Origin of the sequence: Xanthocytophaga agilis (genome assembly GCF_030068605.1) — a bacterium.
GTDB lineage: Bacteria > Bacteroidota > Bacteroidia > Cytophagales > 172606-1 > Xanthocytophaga > Xanthocytophaga agilis.
In genome coordinates this window covers 22422-41898 of record NZ_JASJOU010000019.1, presented here as the reverse complement: position 1 = coordinate 41898, position 19477 = coordinate 22422, and the positions used below count along the sequence as shown (strand labels likewise).

Genomic DNA, 19477 nt, shown 5'->3' with positions numbered 1-19477 from the left:
CTAAGCTTACATCAATAATTTTAAAATCAATCCTACAACAGCTGCAATCAGAATAAGATAGGGGTCGGAAAGTTTCTTTACATAGATCAATGACAGAACGGTTGCAACCGCAATCAAAGCAGACGGAATATCGGTAACAGACCGCATGGCAATAACGATAACAGCACCGAATAATGCTCCTACTACAGCAGCTGTGATACCGTCCACAAAAGCCTTGATACTTACATTTTTAGCGATCTTTTTGAAATACGGTGCTGGCAAAACAGTAAATACATAACAAGGTAGAAAAACTCCAAGAGCAGCTACACAGGCACCCGGAAATCCTGCAACAAGATACCCAATAAAACCTACCGTGATGACTACAGGACCTGGTGTAATCATAGCAACTGCTACAGCATCCAAAAACTGTTTTTCATTTAGCCAATGATATTCATTCACTACGCCTGTTTGCAGAAATGGAATAATAGCCAGGCCACTACCAAAAACAAAGGCTCCCGCTTTGGTAAAGAAAAGACCAATCTGCCAGAGAGTATCAGGTTTGTATTCCCAGAAGCCAATGCTGGTCAGCAACATAAAAGACAAACTTCCTTTCTTGCGTTTGATCCAGGCTGGAGGAGCCTTTACCAGCATATAAACAATGCCCAATCCTACAAACAGCCAAACCTCTTCCCGTTCTGTAATTACTGTGACCACTGCCATAGAAACGAAAAACAGCCACAATAGCCAGTTGGTCTGAATAGACTCTTTCGTAAGTTTTCCCACCGACTTTATGGTAAGCTTATAGGCACTGAAGGAAATAATTCCAATTACAGCAGACCCTACCCCATAGAAAACCGCCTGCATCCAGCTTAACCCTTCATACATCCGGTAAGCCATTCCAAGTAGTACTACCATGACAAATGAAGGAAGTACAAAGGCCAATCCGGATAGGGTAGCACCCAGCACCCCATAATGAACAAACCCCATATAAATACCTAACTGGGCTGCCAAAGGGCCTGGAGCCAGTTGCGCCAGAGCCAGACCTTCCCGATATTCTTCTTCTGAGATCCACTGACGTTTTTCTACCAGGTCGCGGTGCATGTATCCTACCAGTGCCACAGGGCCACCAAAGCCGAGTGTTCCGAGTTTAAGAAAGTACCATACAATATCTTTCAGACTATAAGATGGTACATGAACGGAGGGAGTTATAGTTTGGGATTCCATGTGTGTGTTTCGTGTAAAGCATGTGTAGACCAGGCATATAAGGCATCGTAGATTTTCATTCCAATAGACAACTGCTCATAATCATCTGTATATAAAACAGACAGGCCAGCAGAAATGGCCCATAAGCCTGCTGCCTGTGGTACAAGATCAAAATGGTCAGTATCCGCAGCCCGAACAATGGGAGCTAGGTGGAGTAAAGCCGGATCGGTGAGTTGATGTTTCTCGATAAAATAATCGAAACTGCACTGATCTCCATAATGTGAATATTCTGCACCTGGTATATCATACGGAATAGCATCCAGCTGCTTCGCGGAAGCAAATACCTGCTCTTTGGGTACATAAATAAATTCTGCATGGGGATCAATAAAGTTTTTAATCAGCCAGGGACAGGCGATTCGATCTATTTTTGGACGTTCACGGGTGATCCATTTCATCGATATGATAGTTAGCAGTTAGGTTCAATCATAGTACTACTATCCGGTTTTGTCAGATAACCACTCCAAACTGCAATCCGATGGTAAACGTGGCAGAATGGTTATTTCCAAACCGAACAGGCAGAGGCATCGCTATAAAATAGCTTCCGCTACGAGTTTTAAATACCTTGTTGAGTACAGGCGTAAAACCATAGCGTCCGGATGTTTCAAAAGCAGCACGTCCGGCAAACATAAATCCTTTTCCCAGACCTACCAGCACACCAGGATGAAAAAGCAGGTTGTTCATTTTGCTACCTTCTTTGTCTGCACGGATCAATGGAACTACCTCTATTGAGAAGCCTATCTTACTGCTTTTCCAAAGATTAACACCAGTTGGAAATCCAACTGCATAATAGGTGTCAAAGTTGATAACTGTTTCCTGATCACTGAATGTAACAAGAGGATGTAGAACACCCATATACATCATTACTTTGGGATAGGTGGGTGCAACAGGCTCACTCTGCGCCCATACAGAGGAACAGGTAAAGAAGAGGCCCGTTAATAGAAAAATCAAGCGGGTAAATATCGCTTTGTTGAGATAAAAACAAAAGATACTTAGAGACGATTTTCCAGTAAAAAGAAGCATAGTAAGAGGATAATTTTATGTAATTGACTAATTACTACAATGCTAAGAAGTATTTATCGGGCAGTATAGAACAGAATTTACGTTTAGAATCATTTTTACCTTTTTGTGTTAATTATTTTCAATAAAAGGGCTTATTCAATAGGTAGATAGAACTGAATTTGCTTTATAGAAAGGTAAAATTTTCAGTATGTGGGCTGTCAAATGCCTACCATCTTTTCTTTAACAGGAAATAGTATCCATATTCAAACAGACCAAACAACTCAATGGTATGCTCTGGAATTGCCTGATAGATACTTTAGATGAAGACGAAAACGAAAACCAGGAGTACTTATAGATTGCTTATCGTATTTACTATAAAAGGAAATAACACATACTAACAAAGATTACGTACAATCTTTAGTAAATCCATTTGATAGTTGTAATCGTATGTTTTAGAAAAGCAAGATAGAATACTTCAAAGCCCACCCAAACTATGCAATTCGTCAATAGTAAGTTACAACGTGAACTAAAAGCTCCTGTTTTTAGCGTAAAAGATATTTTTGATCGTCAGATTAATTTAGAAACCTATCGTGATAAAAAGATTCTGATAGGATTTTTCCGCCATGCGGGTTGTCCGTTTTGTAATATTCGTGTACACAAACTGCTAAAAGTATATAATGAGCTACATCCCAAGGGACTTGAAATGATCTTTTTCTTTGAGTCTACAGAAAAAGTGTTGTTGCAAAGCAGTTTTCATCAGGAGGTATCTCCTATTCCTCTGATAGCTGATCCGGAAAAGAAATGGTATGCTTCTTATGGACTGGAAGAGTCACTGTATAAGTCAACCATGAGTCATATTGCCACTTTTGCCCAAACAGCCTTCGAAGCTGTATCTAAAGGATTACCTACACACATGATGGCCAGTGGAGAGTCTTTTTCTACCATGCCTGCTGAATTTCTGATCGCAGAAGATTTGACTATCAAAGAAGTCTATTATTCTGAAAGGCTGACGGATCGTCTGGATGTGCGAAAAATAAAGGAGTTTGTTGAAGCAGAACAACTGGCTTATCAATAGACTTGGGTACTTCAATATACCCAAGCCAGAACAAACAGAGATAGTATAGAACCTAAGCTTCGAGAAAACTATTAAAAATCAATGCTTTGGGATGCGGGGCATCTCGGTTAAATAATCAGATAATGGTGTTGATGGTTCCTCCTTCCACACGAATAGCAGCTCCATTGGTGGCAGATGCTAACGGACTTACATAATAGGCTACCGTATCTGCTATTTCTTCTACAGAAGCGAAACGTTGTATCAAAGAAGTAGGGCGGATATCTTTAAAGAAATTTTGTTCCGCCTCCTGTACAGTAATCGTATTTACTGCTGCCATATCGGAAATAAACCCAGCCATTCCTCTTGATTTGGTTGGACCTGGCAGAATGGAGTTAACTGTAACACCGGTTCCTTTTGTAAGTTCGGCCATACCCCGACTAATAGCGATCTGAGCTGTTTTGGTCATACTGTAATGTACCATTTCGCTTGCTGTGGACACAGCGTTTTCGCTTGAAATAAAAATAATTCGTCCCCAGTTTTTCTCTAACATGCTGGGAAATAAATGACGTGATAACCGGATGCCACTCAGTACATTCATGTCAAAAAAACGTAACCATTCCTGATCAGTGATATCGACAAACGATTTGGGTTCAAATATTCCTGCATTATTGATCAGAATATCGATAGGAGGTAGCTGATTGAATAGTTGATTTATTTGGTCAACATCCAGGAAATCTGCCATGATGCCAGATATATTCGGGTTTCCAGTTGTTGTTTTTAGTTCGTTTACTGCTTTGTCGATGGCAATCTGGGTTCTACCGTTAATAAGTACTGTTGCCCCTTCAGTTGCCAGTCTTTTTGCAATCGCATAGCCGATACCTGCGGTTGAGCCGCTGATAAATGCAGTTTTGTTTGTCAGTTGTAAGTCCATTTTCTTTTGAATTAATTGTTTTACATTTAGTTGTGTAAGCGAAGCTACTCTTATCTGGTGAACGCCGGGCAGTGGGTGGATGTTGGTCTATATTACACCTTCCAACATAGTTGAAATCTGCTGAGGAGAGCAACTATCCATAGGCAACTACTTCTTACTATATTGGGGGTAATATTTTTTTATCCCAATTAATTTAGCCAATCCTCCAAGCACAAACCCCAATGCCTTCTGAATAAACAAAGGTGGTCCAGTGATATAAATTTCATATTCATTTACCATGGCCATCAACTGCAAAAAAGCAGGAGTACCATCCTTTGCAGTCTTATTATCATTGCTAAGGCCGTAAAACTGTTCCAGAAACGTTTCCGTATGCAAGGCTGGCTCAAAAATTACTTTCATTTTTGTAGGTTCATTTACAGAATCATTCCACCACTGATGTGGAACTCCTTTCGGAATAAGCAGTTTTTCACCTGCCTTTAAGATATGTACCTGTCCAGCCAGTCGAACAGTAAAAGTACCTTTGCACACTTCAAATGTTTCCGTTTGATTGGGATGATAGTGAGTAACAGGTAACTTTCCTTTAGGTGCTACTTCAAATAGGAACACAAGTCTCTTCCCATTGGAACCCTGTGAAGTTTCAAGCCAGGTAATTTTCTCTCCGGTTATCTTATTATGAATAGTTGTGTTTTTTGTAGCCATAGTTGGGTTGTGTAAAAGCAGAAACAAATAGGCTGTATTTTTCTTCAGGAAGCTTTCATCTGCTACCATTAGAATTTTAGCTGAATGGTAGCAGCACTAAACAAAATATCTTTTCCTGTGCCTGCTGCTTTTAAAAAATCACCTGCTGCAAACCAGGTAAGCTCACCCCTGAAATACAGAAAGTTGTTAGGTGTATAGACCAGATCTGTAATAAACTGTTGCCCAATAAATTTGTCACTGATATCCTTTCCGGAATAGATAAGAGATACATTGGGTGCATAAATTCCATCATGTTGACTATATCGCCAGAAGACATCATAATCAACGCCAAAAATAAGTTTGGGGGTCAGATCGAGATCTAAAGATGGATGGATATCTATCAGATTGGCAGGTCCGATTAAAGCTGCCAGCCCAAAATAAGCACCTCTTGGAAACAACGGATTAAACGTTTGCAGGGTATTATCTGTATAGCTGGCATTCCCACTGATCAATTCTGCTTTCAGCCCTATCTCAGGTTGAAGTTTTGTCTGAGAAAATTTGTATCCGGTATTAGCAGAAAGCGTCCAGGCATGAATATCTTTGGTACCAAAGCTACCAAACTGATATACGCCTTCCAGATCATATCGAAAGTTATTCGTACTATTCCATAGCCGTGTACCAATAGAATGACGAAGTTCCCGTCCCTCGCCATCATCAAAAGCAGCTTGTTGTTTATGAAGACCGAAATAATATATGTCTGCGTTTTGTAAAAACGGAATATGATTAACAACAGCATATGCACCCCAAAATCGGGTATGTTTTGTAAATCCGTCTGCAAATATCTGTTGCTGGGCACGAACAGAATGAGAATAAAAGAAATCTGCTTTCCAGTCAGTCCCTTTATACAGTAGTCTGGCCGCATCAAAGGATTGGCGGTTATTAGGACCTTCTCTGACTGATACCAGCCGTTGAGATCCGTATAGCAACTCCTGACGACCAATTCTGGTGGTAAGGTGGTCTGTATTATTCAATGGCAGTGTGATATCAATAAAGGCCTGATGAAGGTTTAGCGGACTGTTCTCTACCGGCGAGGGCTCGGCTTCCTTACCGTTAGCCAGGCTACTTTGCAATTGTACAAAAGCCCTGAAATTTTTGCCAGCCCGGAAGTCCGCATGTGCAAGATACCGAGTGAGAATATAGCCATCTTTGTCCTGTGGGGTGTCTCCCCAATCTTCATTTTTAAACCAGAAGTACTGATAGCGTATATCTCCTCCAAAGGAAAGATAGGTATTTCCAGTGGGTGATAGAGAAAGGTATTTCGTTTTTTTGTACCAGTTCCGACTACTATCCATCTTTAAGTAGGCATAGTCTTCTTCATACCGAAGCGACTTAAATGATGGTGTAATTTGCGAAAAGCAAGGGATTATCAACAGAGTTGCCAATCCTAAAAGGAGTATACCCTTTAGTAATAGTGTTGTAATATGTATCATTGACTGAGGCGTTTGGATAGGGGATAATGGGAGAAAGACTACTAAAACCTGATCCGATCTTTTTAAAAGAAGGTCTATTTACTTTTAACCCTTTGAATATCTTTGTAAGCATTCGGAAGGTTAAAATTGAAATGCAGCCAGTCAAAAAGGACATATCCTTTATTGTATTCACTCATCTTTACCGACTGCCCGGTCTGTTCCAGTGTCAATCCTTTACTAACGGCATCCTCAATAGTAGTTTTTAGCGATGTGACATAGTCCAGGGTATATTTTATTCCAGTCTTATTGGTAATTCGTCCATGTCCGGGTACTACAATAGCGTCTTCCGGTAGAAAGTCATAGATCTTTTTTAGATTATCAGCGGGTTCAAGAAAGTATCCGTCAAACAACCACGGAATAGTTGGACTTTCTCCAATAAAAGGGTTACCTGCCCAAAAAACCTTAGACGATGGCATCCAGACAAATAGATCCGCCGGAGATTGCGCGGTACCACCATTGATAAATTTCACTATTTTTCCACCACCCAGATCCAGAGTAAGTGTAGTGTTTTTAGCAATGGTAAGGTCAGCAGGCCTGTATACAGATTCTTCGATACCTCGATTTTTGCCAAATAACCTGACCATAAACTGTTTTATATTCTCATAGTTTTTGGCCAGGTTTTCTTTTGCAAACTCATTCTGGATAATTGTAGCTGAAGCAGGCAATAAGTAATTGGTAAAACAATGATCTCCATGATCACTCGTGTTTACTGCATATAGAATAGGCTTATTTGTTACAGATCGCACAAGTTTCATCTGCTGATCAAATAAGCGTTTGGTAAGCATGGTTTCAATCAGTAAAACACCTTTTTCACCAATCACAAATCCGCCTGTTGTGGCTTGGGGGATACCTTTGGTGGTTTCGGCTTCTGCTGTTTTGGGTAGAATAGCATATACATCGATTGTAATTTTGTGGAGCGTTAATTCTACTGTATTCGCATCCCAGATGGGAACCTGAGGGGGTAAGGGAAACTGAGCCACTGCCAGATCAGACAGAAAGAATAGGAGAAAGGCTATTATTATAAAAAAATGATATAACTGTTTCATGGCATAAAGGGGTAGAGGTAGTTGTTTTATGAATTGCAGATGCAGCCTGACCTAATCAGATTTCTATCGTATTGCAACATGTACTGAAAAAGAAGTAGCCTCAAGGCTACTTCTGGTAGCCTCCAAAGTGCCTGACAGGAGACCATTCCGGGATTACTGCAGGTAATACAGGGCAATATTGTTTGTATTCACCTGATGCATACACAATATTGCCATTGACGATGGTTAGTATCGATTCGATTTGCCTGACGGTTTCTACACTAATAGAGAAATAGTCATCAGATAAAATGGCAACATCTCCATACATACCTTTGACAATTTTTCCTTTATCCTTTTCCTCTCCAGAAAACCATGCACTACCTGATGTATAGAGTGATAAGGCTGTGAAACGATCCAGCACCTGTTCTTTAGGCCAGAACTGCATATCCCCAATTGTTTTGCCACTAATGAGCCAGTGCAAGGCCATCCATGGATTATAGGTAGAGATTCTTGGGGCGTCTGTGCCCATTCCTACAGGAATTCCCATAGCAAGCATCTTCTTAATTGGGGGAATCTGAGTTGCTGGCTTTCCATACATCTTTTCATAGAGTTCTCCCTGAAAATACATGCGGAACTGAACAGCAACACCTCCTCCCAGCTTTTTTACGCGTGCCAGCTGTGGTTCTGTAATGGTTTCGGCATGATCAAAACACCAGCGTAATCCATTAAAAGGAATTTCCCTATCGACCTTTTCAAATACAGCCAGCATTCGTTCAATGGATTCGGCATAGGTAGCATGCAGGCGAAACGGCCAGCGATTTTTTACAAGCAACCGGATTATAGGCTCTAAATCGCCTTCCATCTCATCAGACAGTACAATTCGGGGCTCAAGGAAATTTTCAAAATCGGCTGCTGTAGCTACCATATTTTCTCCTGCTCCTTCAGGAGAAAATCCATGAGCAAGAAGCATATGGTCATTTTTTCGGGGATGAGTAGATACTACCCATTTTTCATAGTCTTGTAACTCTTTGCCTTTTTGCTGAGCAAATAAGTAGTACGATGTTCGTAAGGTAAGTTTTCCCTGTCTGGCTAGTGTGAGTGCTACCCCATAGTCATCCGGAAAGTTTTGTCCTCCTCCTGCGGCATCAACGGCGCTGGTTAACCCAAAACGATTCAATTCCCGATAAAACTGTAGTGTGCTGTTTAGGCGTTCATCTTCCGAAAGCCGGGTTGTCAAGGCCAGTGTAGTATAAATAGCTTTAGGAGTCTCTTTGGCATACATGATGCCGGTTGGCTCTCCATGACTATCCAGTTCGATGAGACTACCCTCATAATGGGTATCTTTGGTGTAACCCAATGCCTGGATGCCTTTTTTGTTTAGAAACGCTTTGCCATATAAATAGGTAATAAAAACGGGTTTGTCAGGAACGGCTTCATTAATTTCCTCAATAGTAGGCTGACGCTTCTCTGCAAACTGAAATTCATTCCAGCCACCAATCACTTTGATCCATACACCCGGAGGAGTTCGGGCGGCCTGTTCTTTCAGCATTTCCATGGCTCTCTTTAATGTTTTTACACCATCCCACCGGAGCTCACTGTTAAAGTGCAATCCTTCCCGAATAATATGGATATGGCTATCATTTAAGCCCGGAACTACTGTTTTGCCTTTGGCATCAATCAAAACGGTCTTAGCACTTTTATAAAGGGAAAGCATTTTCTGAGAGCTACCTACATCCTGGATAATACCATCTTTGATGGCAACTGCCTGATGGAATTCATCAGGCTTGACCATTGTCGCTATTTTGCCATTGTAGATAATCAGATCTGCCTTGTTCTGAGCAACACCTAAGAGCGTAGCAAACAGAAACGGTAAAAGGAATAATCGATACATAATCAGATTCTGTTTAAGACCCGTTTATTTATTCAGGAAAAAATCCAGTAATCCTTTTTGTACCTGTTCAGTTTGTTCTTGTACAAGCCAGTGCCCTGCACCCATGATCTTTGTTTCTGTTACGTTTGTGGCTACTAGTCGGGAATGATCTGCAAGGAAGGGCGCACTAAAATGTTCACCACCCATAGCAAGTAAAGGCATTTGCAGTTTCTTCTTCATAAATGCATGGTTATCCTCTACATCCTGTGGGAAAGACCCAAACCAGTGAAAACTTCCTGTAGTAGATCCCTTTGTGGCATAAGCCCGGACAAACTCATCGACTTCTTCCTTGGTGAATGGATTCTTTACATATCCAACCTGAGGCCAGAAATCGACCAGGAATTCTCTTTCGTGTCCGGCAACCAGATCACCGGCAATAGGTCTTGCAAAAAAGCCGAAGTGCCATACCGTTGTAGAAATCTGCTTCCATACAGGTTCAATACCAGGAAGCAAGGCATCCATTAAAGCTACTTTTTTCACTTCCGGGCCATACTGTACGGCATACGCATAGGCTACCATCAACCCAATATCATGACCGGCAAGGTTTATGCTTTTGTAACCCAGCGTTTTTACTAACTCATGAATATCTGTTGCCATAGTCTTTTTATCGTATCCTTCAGCCGGCTTATCAGATTCTCCAACTCCTCTCAGGTCAGGAACAATCACGGTAAAATGCTTGGAAAGCTCTGGCAATAGACGGTTCCACATATACCAGTTTTGCCCAAATCCATGTACTAATACTAGAGGTTCGCCCTGACCTCCGATTACATAGTGAATATTTACTCCGTTTACATGAGCTGTCTGGTGTTTAAAATTAGCCGGAGGAGACGCAGGCTCAATAGCTTCAGTAGTCTGAACTATAACTGAAGTTGTATCTGAATCTGTTTCTTTCTTTTCCTGTGGACTCGTACAGGAAGTCATAGCAGCTATTAGTAAAACAAACATAGTGCGTATAACCAGTCTAGTTGTTCTGGTAAAGGCATAAAGGGGGTGAATAGTATTCATTGTTACGTTGGTTAGGAAGTTAATAAATGGGTAATAGGTATGGTTTTAAGAGCAGAATCATGGAATCGACCTTGTCTATGTGCAAGACCTGCTTATTGACTGATCTTGTTGATCCAGTTCAGTATATAGTTGGCATTTTCCTGCCAGGTAGGCTGGCCTAATACAAAATGGTTACGTCCTTCAAATTCTTTGTAATCGGTGATAGATGGACTGTTTTTGTATTTCCGATAATTTGAATAGTTGAGAGATGCCGGAATGGTATGGTCTGTACTGCCAGAAATGAGCAGCAGAGGTGCGTGGGGTCGATCGAAATCTACTTTAGCTGCTGCTGTAATGGTATCGCGTACAATTAGTTTTGACTCAGGAATGGCAAATGCATAATAGGATTCTTTTTGTTCTTCTATTGACATGCCATTGGTAAACCCATACTGCCATTCACTGAATGACATCATATACGTTTCCTTCGTTGGTGTAAAGAAACCCAGTGCTCCCCAACCTGCCTTTAAAAAGGAAAACTTAAAGGTAAATACGCCCTGAGGAGGAACCGAATGAATGGCAATGCCCATAGATCCCAAGCCACGTTGCAGCAGGAGTTGAACCAACAGACCTCCGATAGAGTGGCCAATCAGGATAGGTTTTTCTGGCAATTGACTGACCAGGTCAGCATAATAATTGGTCAGCTCTGCCAGGCGGTTAGAAGCTATTTCTGCATCCGGATGCCGGTTTCGCAGCACTTCTGCCGGAGCATCTTTATGAGGCCAGGCAGGGGCCATAGTGGCAAATCCATTGCTTTCAAAATATTTCTTCCACGTATCCCAACTACTATTACTGACAAATGCACCTGTGATAAAGACGATAGTTTTCATATTGTTACTGTTTAGGATTGTGGGTTTTGTGTACTAGTAGGCTCAAAAAAATCTAACCGGATAGGTCTGCTACACGCAATACAGTTTTCAGCCGTGCAGTCAGAAATAGTCTTTTGTCTCTCCTGGCAATAACCGGCTAGAAAAACAAGGGATCCTATCAGATTATGTTAGTTACTTTGTAGGCTGCAGATGCCAAAAAGGATGCCATGTAGGTAAATATCTGTATATCAGATATTTGTAAGTGATTGTAGATTGTTACTACCACTATATTTCGTTGTACAACGAGCCGCACAACGAAATATAGTGGTGGATAAGTTGTATATTCGATGGGAGAACTGATGGATTGTGGGTGTATGTAAACTTTTAAGGCCCAATTCAAACTATATAAGTTCTCATATACAGGAACTTATATCTGTTCAGCTAGCATAATTGTGTTTTCAGGGGACCTCCTGCAATGAAATGGCCTGTTTTATGAACTAAAAATAAAAAATGAAAACCCATGAAACTGCTGATTAGAATTGGCCTTTTGTTATGTGGCCTTTTGCTTTGCGTGGTCTTACCTACTGATGCTCAGATAGAACACAGCAGATCGTACCCAGAACTAGTATCTGCCTTCAAAAAAAGTAAAGCAGATACCAATCGTGTCCAGCTGCTATACGATATAGGCGCCTACTATTTCTTCAATCCGAATGTCGCCTCATCCCGACTGGATAGTGTGATCTCAATGCTTCAACAGGCAGAGGCGCTGAGTATTGCACTGAAATATCCCAAAGGACAGGGAAATACGTATCGGATGTTGGCGATGATCTATTGCAAACAGGGAAAACCTGAAAAGGGAAAACCACTAGTCTACAAAGCCATTCAAATTCTGAAGGATAATAATAACCTGGCAGATCTGGGTGAGGCCTACTTTGAACTAGGTGGCTATTACACAGTTTCAGAAATAGATATAGCAGAAAGAATACGATTGAGCCAACTAGGGCTAGAGGCTTTTACTCAGGCAGGCAATAAACTTAAACAAGCCAATGGACTAAAAGAGCTTGGGGACTTATACCAGATTAAAGGAGAGAATTCAAAAGCATTGCTTACCCTCAGACAATCACTGAAACTTTATCAATCTATTGGCTATCCGGTACTCCAGGGTATTTATGACCTGTTAGGAAATGTTTGTGCTTCACTGGGAGATTACAAGGAAGCCATCCGGTATGGCTTGCTTGCTGTTGAAACATCGGAACGACTGGATGGTTCCTCTATGCAACTGGCCACTATTTATAACCGACTCGGATTAACTTACTATGAACTAAGAGAATTTGAACAGGCCAACCAATACTATAAAAAATCAATTGCGATTGCCCGGCAATACCATGATTTTGTTACAATTCACATGCTAGCGGCCAACATTGTTCGCACACTGATATACCTTAATAGGCTTGAAGAAGCCCTTGCTTACCAACAGGACATTATCAAAAAATATCCTATTGACGATATTACCAGACGAATCATTGCCCTTGGTAATTTTATAGATATTTACCTACGGTTAAAACACTATAAGCAAGCGCGCTATTATTGCCATGAGTTACATAGCCTATCTGGTAAATTCAATCAGATAAGTGTCGAAACAGAACAGTATGCGTATCACATGCTGACTATTTTTTATTTAGCTACCCAGCAGTATCAGCTAGCTGAAAAATACCGGCTGGCACATAAAGCATTGGCTAAAAGGCTTGCATCACTCCCTGCTTTATCCAAAAACTATTTATTACACTTTAAGATTGACTCCGCACAGGGAAACTATGCAGCTGCGATTTTAGACTATCAGCAATACAAAGCATTTACGGATTCTCTTTTAACTGAAGCAAAGACCAAACAGATTGCTCAGTTGCAAATTCAGTATGAAACTGAAAAAAAAGATCAGAATATTAAATTGCAACAACAAAACATTCTATTATTGACCAAACAAAGCCTTCTGAAGGAAAACCAGCTAAAACAAGCTAAACTATTACGAAATATCACTTTGGGAGGAGTGATTCTGCTGCTCATTATTATCGGTTTGTTGTATAATCGTTATCTGACCAAACAGCGAAATAGTAAAAAGCTGGAAGCCCAGCAGAAAGAGATTAATGACAAAAATCTGTCACTTCAGCGTCTGGTCACAGAAAAAGAATGGCTGCTGAAAGAGATTCATCACCGGGTAAAAAATAACCTTCAGATTGTGATGAGCCTGTTAAATTCTCAGTCTGCCTATATTAACAATGAGGCCGCGATGCTGGCTATCCGCAGTAGCCAGCATCGGGTACAGGCAATCTCTCTGATCCATCAAAAACTCTATCAGTCTGAAAGTGTGGCGGCAATTGATATGCCCGTTTACATTCAGGAACTGGTTGAATATTTACGAGACATCTTCTCTACAGGGCAACGAATCCGGTTTGACATACAGATTGACCCCATTAGACTGGATGTTTCCTATGCTGTACCACTGGGATTAATTTTAAACGAGGTTATTACCAATTCGATTAAGTATGCATTTCCTGGAACTAGAGAAGGATTGATTACCATTTCATTCAAACAAACCCATGGCAATCAGTATATTTTGGCTGTGATGGATAATGGCGTTGGATTACCTGCCAACTTTGACAGCAATACAACAGATTCTCTTGGAGTAAGCCTGATCCGTGGACTAAGTGAAGATATAGATGGCAAAGTTTGTATAGAAAGTAATCATGGTACCACTGTTCTCGTTGACTTTGTCTACCAAAAGATCAATAGACTCAATCCTATCCTTGCCAGTGATATTCTTATTAACACAGACCTTCCTTCAGAAACCATTATATGAACGAAACCATACTTATAGTTGAAGATCAGTTTGTTGAAGCCAATGACATCCGTTTAATGCTCGAAAAAGCGAATTATCGGGTTACAGGTATAGCCCGTTCGGTAGCCAGAGCACTTGAACTCATTGCAGAAGAAAAACCAGATGTAGTGCTGCTGGATATTTTTCTGAAAGGTACTCTGACAGGAATTGACTTGGCAAAACAATTAAGAGAACTAAATATTGCGTTTGTTTACCTGTCTGCTAACTTTAATCAGAATATACTCTCTGAAGCAAAAACCACTCAGCCTGATGGCTTTTTAGTTAAACCCTTTCGGGAAAAAGATGTATTGATTACATTGGAGATCGCCCTTTACCGTCATCAATTCAGCCATGAAGCTAGCCTGCGTCGGGAAATTCAGTTACAGAAACAGCTTATTCCATTATTTGATGAAAAAAATAGCTGGGAGGAAGCCTTAATGAAAGCAGGTCAGGTGTTGCAACCCTTTATTCCTTTTGAATACATGGCAACACAAAGCATACCTCTGGCTCACAACTCCCTTTCTTATCAGGATACTGGATTTCTGCGAATTGGATTTGATGAATACCAGATTGTGGGAGTCAGGGAACTAATGATTATAACCAATCTGAAAAAGCATGAACTGGATGCATTGCAGGCTAAAACCCATCTGGAACCAGTCGCACACTGCTATACAGAAGAACAATTTACAAACCTATGCGAAGTGCCTTCAATCCGAACACTTATTATGGATACATTCCAGATGCGTTCTCATTGTGTGCTTCCGGTGTCTTTATCCAATGGAGATCAATTTTACTTCTTCTTTTATAGCCGACGTCCGGATGCATATAAGGCTGAACATATCGTACTTTTTAACTGTTTGCAACCACTACTTTCTTCTGTAATCGAAAGCAGACTAAAAACTGAAATAAAGGTATTACCAGAATCCGTACACACTCCATTACCTGGGGAAACACAGACTGATACAGATATATTTGAAGGAATTGCAGGCAGGAGTCATCTGTTGTTAAAAGTATTTGATCATATTACACTTGTCGCCCCTGCAGATACATCAGTCCTGATATTGGGAGAGAGTGGTACTGGCAAAGAGAGAATTGCCGATTGTATCCATACACTTTCTCCCAGAAAGGACAAGCCGCTTGTTAAGGTAAATTGTGCGGCCTTACCTGCTACCCTGATTGAATCCGAATTGTTTGGTCATGAAAAAGGAGCTTTTACAGGAGCTATTGAAAAACGAATTGGCAAATTTGAGCAAGCATCTGGAGGAACTATCTTTTTGGATGAAATCGGTGAGATGCCATTAGAACTACAGGTGAAACTATTGCGGGTATTACAGGAAAAAGAAATAGAACGCATTGGAGGCCGTTCACCCATAAAAATCAATGTCCGCATTATTGCAGCAACTAACCGCAATCTGGAAAAGGAAGTCGCACAGGGTCGTTTCCGATTGGATTTGTATTATCGCCTTCATGTCTTTCCGATTATCCTTCCGCCTTTACGGGAGCGTAAAGAAGACATTCCAGTACTTACTACGTATTTTATCAAACACTATAACCGAAAAACGGGAAGAAAGATTAGTGGCGTAACCGATAAAGTTTTGGCTACTCTGATGACTTACCATTGGCCAGGTAATGTGCGGGAGTTGGAGCACCTGATCGAACGAAGTGTGCTTCTAACAAAAGGCCCCCTGATTGAGGAAGTAGAATTTCATTCACCCCAACAAACAGAAAAGGCTTTACCCAATGAAGAACTTCGTATAAAGACTATCGATGAAAATGAAAGAGATCATATTATAACAGTGTTAAAAAAATGCAATGGCCGTATATGGGGATCTGGTGGTGCTGCGGAATTGCTGAATATTCCACCTACCACGCTGCAGTCCAAAATGAAAAAACTGAGTATTAAAAAAGAATACGTTGATTATAAATAGATTCATCTTGCATGCTTGTAGCTCGCGAAGTGACTAAATTCCACATTGAATCCTTCGGATTCCTTTTCTGTTAGTCCTCCTATTATAGAAGGATTAGTGGTATTTGGCTTCTTCAATATAGCTTTCATATGATCAATATCTAATTCTATTTTTCCAAAGTTCTAATGCTATCTAATATATAAAATCCTCCTGCACAGTGAGTGCCCAGATAAATCCTGAGGCAAAGCACACCCATTGACGGTATAAGGATGGTGTGTCTGACATTGGCTCTTTTTCCATCGTTTCCATGCTTATTTGAACTAGCATTCATACCTAAACAAGTCCCTCTGATTTAGTTGGATATATTAAATTTTACCTGGAGAAGTGAACTTTAAAACTGAAGTCATACTGTCAGACAGATGTAGAGTAAGCATCTTTAATTACGTTTACTTAAAACGATAGCTCTTTCTATTCGTGGTCGATTGTATCGTTGGAGCAAAATAGGATATAGATTTAGTAAGATATTGAGTATGAACAACCATACAGGTTTGAAAACTCCAAATTTGACTGCTACGAAAATAGTGAACCCCAGAACTATACCAAAAATAATGCTATGTCCTAATTCAGATTGTTTGGTTCGGTAATGCAGTTGCATCAAAGTTTTAGTATTTTTTTCTATTGGATTAGATTTTTTATTTAGTTTTTCCCAGCCAACCCAACGCAATAATTTTCTGAAAAAATTTACCCCAAAAGACTTATATAAAGTTAAAATTAACACTCTTTGCATTGATAAATTTATTGGGGTTGTACTATATACCACAACGCGTAACTACAGGGAAGTTTTATAGTGGTTTTGTTATTGGATAGGAAAAAACTGTTAAAAAAAATCAACTCTTTGGAATAAACGAACCTGTCTCTACATCCTTCAGGAAATGGTTTAACTCCCTGAAATAGTTGTCTGTATCATCCCACATCGGAAAGTGTGCTCCATTTGGACATATATATACTTTTACCTTCGTATTTTTCATTACCTTTTTCAGGCTATCATAATATTCAGGATGTAAAAAGTCATTTTGGCCTCCCAGAAGAAAAGTTGGTACTTTATTTTTTTCAAGGGCTTGCTTATAATTTGCACCAAAGGGATTAAAATGATAGGTGTCCATACCCTTATTTTCAGCATGTCTCATACTTCTTCGCAAAGGCTCTGGCATTTTGCCTGCTTTATGGTAATACATTGTTCTTCCAAAAATACTATCATTGGCTTTGTTGAATTGCTCAGTGAGTTTGAGAGACATTGTTTGGTCAGACAGTGCAAGTCCTTTACTGATGGAGTCTATCTGAGGTTTGTTTGCAGAAAATTTGGGTAGTAATGTAGTTCGGTATCGAACAGTCTGGTCAACACTGTCGATTATCGAGTTTAATGTAGAGAGATCTTTTGAAAAAAATCCTGGTACATTAGATAAAATAACTCCTTTTAAATGTTGTCCATATTTTGCAGCATACAATTCTGCAAGCATTCCTCCCCAGGAATGGCCCAGCAAGTAAAACTTATCCAGTTTCAATCCTTTTCGTACTTCTTCTATTTCCTCCACAAACCGGTTCACATTCCATACTGTCGAATCATCTGGATTGTCTGAATAATACGATCCTAACTGGTCATAATAATAGATCGTAACGTTCTGATTTTTCAGGTTTTCAGGAAAGTTCTCAAAGTACTCATGAGATTGTCCCGGACCGCCATGTAGTAAAAGCAGTTTGATACTTCCTGTTCCGACTTTCTGGGTAAATACTTTGTATTTCCCTTTGTACACAGAAATCATGTTAACATCTGGTGAGGAAATTTTGGCATAGTAAGTACTGTCTTTAGGTGGCTGAGCTTTTACGAACAGACAGAAAATCTGTAAAGTCAAAATCAAACAGAAAGATTTCATTATCTTGAAAGTAGGTGTATAAGTTTACCGCTTTACGAAGTGAGAGCTTGTGAAAAACCTTAATTTATCGTACTTATTTGAGAAAACACAAAGGTTTTTTATAAATTCTTCTATCGTTATACTTCCTATTCACTACACTTTCTGGTATTACTCAACAAAATCATATAAGAATAGTAGTTTGAAAATAGGTGGCAAAGAAGATACTACTCAATGTTCTGGTCATTCCTACTCTCAAGCTACTATTCTCAACCTAACTGGTTAGAGTCTTCAACCCAATCAGAAGCTTTTAATTGGCTATCAGGGTAGTAATACTGGAGGCTGGCAGAGTAAGATTGAAACTGTTGCCTGAAACAGAAAGGCTGCTGGAAACCAGATTGGCAGAACTTGTTGTTTGGTAACGGCTGAAACTGCTTACTGTTGCCCCACTGAGACTGAATGCCTGATTGGTAGCAGATGAATTCTGATTAATAGCCACAATGACAATCCGTGAACCGCTCTTATAGGCAGTTACAAAGATTCCGGAAGTAGGATTGGACGTACACGAAATTTTACTGAATCCAGGCCGCACCCATTTGGCCCAGTGTGCCATTATATAGCCTAGTTTAGTAACATTGCTATTCTCATCGATGGGTCCGTATGATCTGCGAATATACCACCATACATAGGCTGCCCAGCCGGCATTCATACAATCGTGGATTTCTTTGGCCGCATTCATGGCGTTATTCCAGTCATTTCCACTGATGGATGAATTAGTGTAATGTTCAGTCATCCAAACCGACTTGCCGATGTTACCTAAGTTATACGGTGTGCGGCCGTAAATATGTCCACACACAAAAGCTGTTTTGGCTTTTGCTGTCGCATTGCTCAAATAGGTATTGATATACGTCTGGTCCATATTGAAAGGTTCTGGTGCCATAATCGGTGCCCCACAATTCTCCCCCTGGGCAGCCACGAAGCTGGCAACCTCCGTTGCAGTCATTTTCATTGATTCATAGCTAACGGTAATATTGGGTTCATTAATAGGGCTAATGGCATACACTCCACCAACAGCTGTATTAAATGCCCGCAAATGTGATGCATACGATGCATAGGAATCTGTTTTGAGTTTACCTCCCACCAAATTATTATTGTCTTTCATGGACGCGGGAGCAGTCCAGGCCGATGCGATTACCGTGGCTCCAAATGATTTGGCTGCATCAATAGTTGGTTTTTCGGCGGCAAAATCAGCACTGTTATGCGGTATCCGGACCCGAAGAATACTCATTCCGATTCCATTGGTTGGTGAAAAAGCTTTTGTTCGCTGATCCGTTGTCAGATCCGCAATCCAGCCACGAATACTGGCACCCCCAAATCCTCTAATGGTTTGTTGTGGTGTTGCTGCATCAATAGTAGCTGTAGCCTGTGCAGTAACCTTTTCCATAGGTTGAACTGCACCATCTTTTTCTTTTGCACAACCGGAGAGCAAAAGAACGAGCACCCATGCGCTCAATAGCTTTTTTTTCATACGTAGTAAGGGAAGGTTTAACTAA

Annotated in this window: 16 protein-coding genes; 3 read left to right on the top strand and 13 right to left on the bottom strand. The window is 40.4% G+C overall.

Annotated features, from left to right (window positions below; all coding sequences use genetic code 11):
• Nucleotides 1–6: 6 nt before the first annotated feature.
• From QNI22_RS34865 to QNI22_RS34855, 3 genes are read right to left on the bottom strand one after another with little or no spacing between them, the layout of a single operon-like run.
• Nucleotides 7–1203, bottom strand: a complete 1197-nt coding sequence (locus QNI22_RS34865) for a chromate transporter (protein ID WP_314518514.1) — start codon at nucleotides 1201–1203, stop codon at nucleotides 7–9.
• The gene (locus QNI22_RS34860; protein ID WP_314518509.1) at nucleotides 1185–1637 is read right to left on the bottom strand and encodes a chromate resistance protein ChrB domain-containing protein; all 453 of its coding nucleotides are present in this window, start codon (nucleotides 1635–1637) and stop codon (nucleotides 1185–1187) included. Before QNI22_RS34860 ends, QNI22_RS34865 begins: the two co-directional genes overlap by 19 nt.
• 52 nt (nucleotides 1638–1689) lie before the next feature.
• Nucleotides 1690–2262, bottom strand: coding sequence for a hypothetical protein (locus QNI22_RS34855; protein WP_314518507.1), 573 nt, complete (start codon nucleotides 2260–2262; stop codon nucleotides 1690–1692).
• Nucleotides 2263–2734: 472 nt separating this feature from the next.
• On the opposite strand from QNI22_RS34855, the gene QNI22_RS34850 reads away from it, so the two are divergent.
• Nucleotides 2735–3316 (top strand): redoxin domain-containing protein, encoded by a 582-nt coding sequence (locus QNI22_RS34850; protein ID WP_314518506.1) that lies wholly within the window; start codon nucleotides 2735–2737, stop codon nucleotides 3314–3316.
• A 115-nt stretch (nucleotides 3317–3431) separates the two neighbouring features.
• On the opposite strand, the gene QNI22_RS34845 is transcribed toward QNI22_RS34850, so the two are convergent.
• From QNI22_RS34845 to QNI22_RS34815, 7 genes are all read right to left on the bottom strand, one after another.
• Nucleotides 3432–4226: an SDR family NAD(P)-dependent oxidoreductase gene (locus QNI22_RS34845; RefSeq protein WP_314518504.1), complete on the bottom strand. Its 795-nt coding sequence runs from the start codon at nucleotides 4224–4226 to the stop codon at nucleotides 3432–3434.
• Between the two features lie 147 nt (nucleotides 4227–4373).
• On the bottom strand, nucleotides 4374–4925 hold the full coding sequence (locus QNI22_RS34840; RefSeq protein WP_314518500.1) for a cupin domain-containing protein: 552 nt from the start codon (nucleotides 4923–4925) through the stop codon (nucleotides 4374–4376).
• A 68-nt stretch (nucleotides 4926–4993) separates the two neighbouring features.
• Nucleotides 4994–6394, bottom strand: coding sequence for an alginate export family protein (locus QNI22_RS34835; RefSeq protein ID WP_314518496.1), 1401 nt, complete (start codon nucleotides 6392–6394; stop codon nucleotides 4994–4996).
• A 74-nt stretch (nucleotides 6395–6468) separates the two neighbouring features.
• Complete coding sequence (locus QNI22_RS34830) at nucleotides 6469–7479, bottom strand: MBL fold metallo-hydrolase (protein WP_314518494.1); 1011 nt, start codon at nucleotides 7477–7479, stop codon at nucleotides 6469–6471.
• 106 nt (nucleotides 7480–7585) lie between these two features.
• Nucleotides 7586–9349: an amidohydrolase gene (locus tag QNI22_RS34825; protein WP_314518493.1), complete on the bottom strand. Its 1764-nt coding sequence runs from the start codon at nucleotides 9347–9349 to the stop codon at nucleotides 7586–7588.
• A gap of 24 nt (nucleotides 9350–9373) precedes the next feature.
• Nucleotides 9374–10393 carry an alpha/beta fold hydrolase gene (locus tag QNI22_RS34820; protein ID WP_314518490.1) on the bottom strand — a complete coding sequence of 340 codons (1020 nt, stop codon included), beginning with the start codon at nucleotides 10391–10393 and terminating at the stop codon, nucleotides 9374–9376.
• 92 nt (nucleotides 10394–10485) lie between these two features.
• On the bottom strand, nucleotides 10486–11259 hold the full coding sequence (locus tag QNI22_RS34815; protein WP_314518487.1) for an alpha/beta fold hydrolase: 774 nt from the start codon (nucleotides 11257–11259) through the stop codon (nucleotides 10486–10488).
• Nucleotides 11260–11758: 499 nt separating this feature from the next.
• On the opposite strand from QNI22_RS34815, the gene QNI22_RS34810 reads away from it, so the two are divergent.
• On the top strand, nucleotides 11759–14092 hold the full coding sequence (locus tag QNI22_RS34810) for a tetratricopeptide repeat-containing sensor histidine kinase (protein ID WP_314518485.1): 2334 nt from the start codon (nucleotides 11759–11761) through the stop codon (nucleotides 14090–14092).
• Nucleotides 14089–16038, top strand: coding sequence for a sigma 54-interacting transcriptional regulator (locus QNI22_RS34805; RefSeq protein ID WP_314518482.1), 1950 nt, complete (start codon nucleotides 14089–14091; stop codon nucleotides 16036–16038). The genes QNI22_RS34810 and QNI22_RS34805 overlap by 4 nt, the downstream gene beginning before the upstream one ends.
• Before the next feature lie 415 nt (nucleotides 16039–16453).
• On the opposite strand, the gene QNI22_RS34800 is transcribed toward QNI22_RS34805, so the two are convergent.
• From QNI22_RS34800 to QNI22_RS34790, 3 genes are all read right to left on the bottom strand, one after another.
• Nucleotides 16454–16804 carry a glycosyl-4,4'-diaponeurosporenoate acyltransferase CrtO family protein gene (locus tag QNI22_RS34800; protein WP_314518480.1) on the bottom strand — a complete coding sequence of 117 codons (351 nt, stop codon included), beginning with the start codon at nucleotides 16802–16804 and terminating at the stop codon, nucleotides 16454–16456.
• Nucleotides 16805–16904: 100 nt separating this feature from the next.
• A complete protein-coding gene (locus QNI22_RS34795; protein WP_314518478.1) occupies nucleotides 16905–17948 on the bottom strand; it encodes a proline iminopeptidase-family hydrolase in 1044 nt (347 codons plus the stop codon).
• A gap of 286 nt (nucleotides 17949–18234) precedes the next feature.
• Nucleotides 18235–19452, bottom strand: coding sequence for a hypothetical protein (locus QNI22_RS34790; RefSeq protein ID WP_314518477.1), 1218 nt, complete (start codon nucleotides 19450–19452; stop codon nucleotides 18235–18237).
• Between the last annotated feature and the right edge of the window lie 25 nt (nucleotides 19453–19477).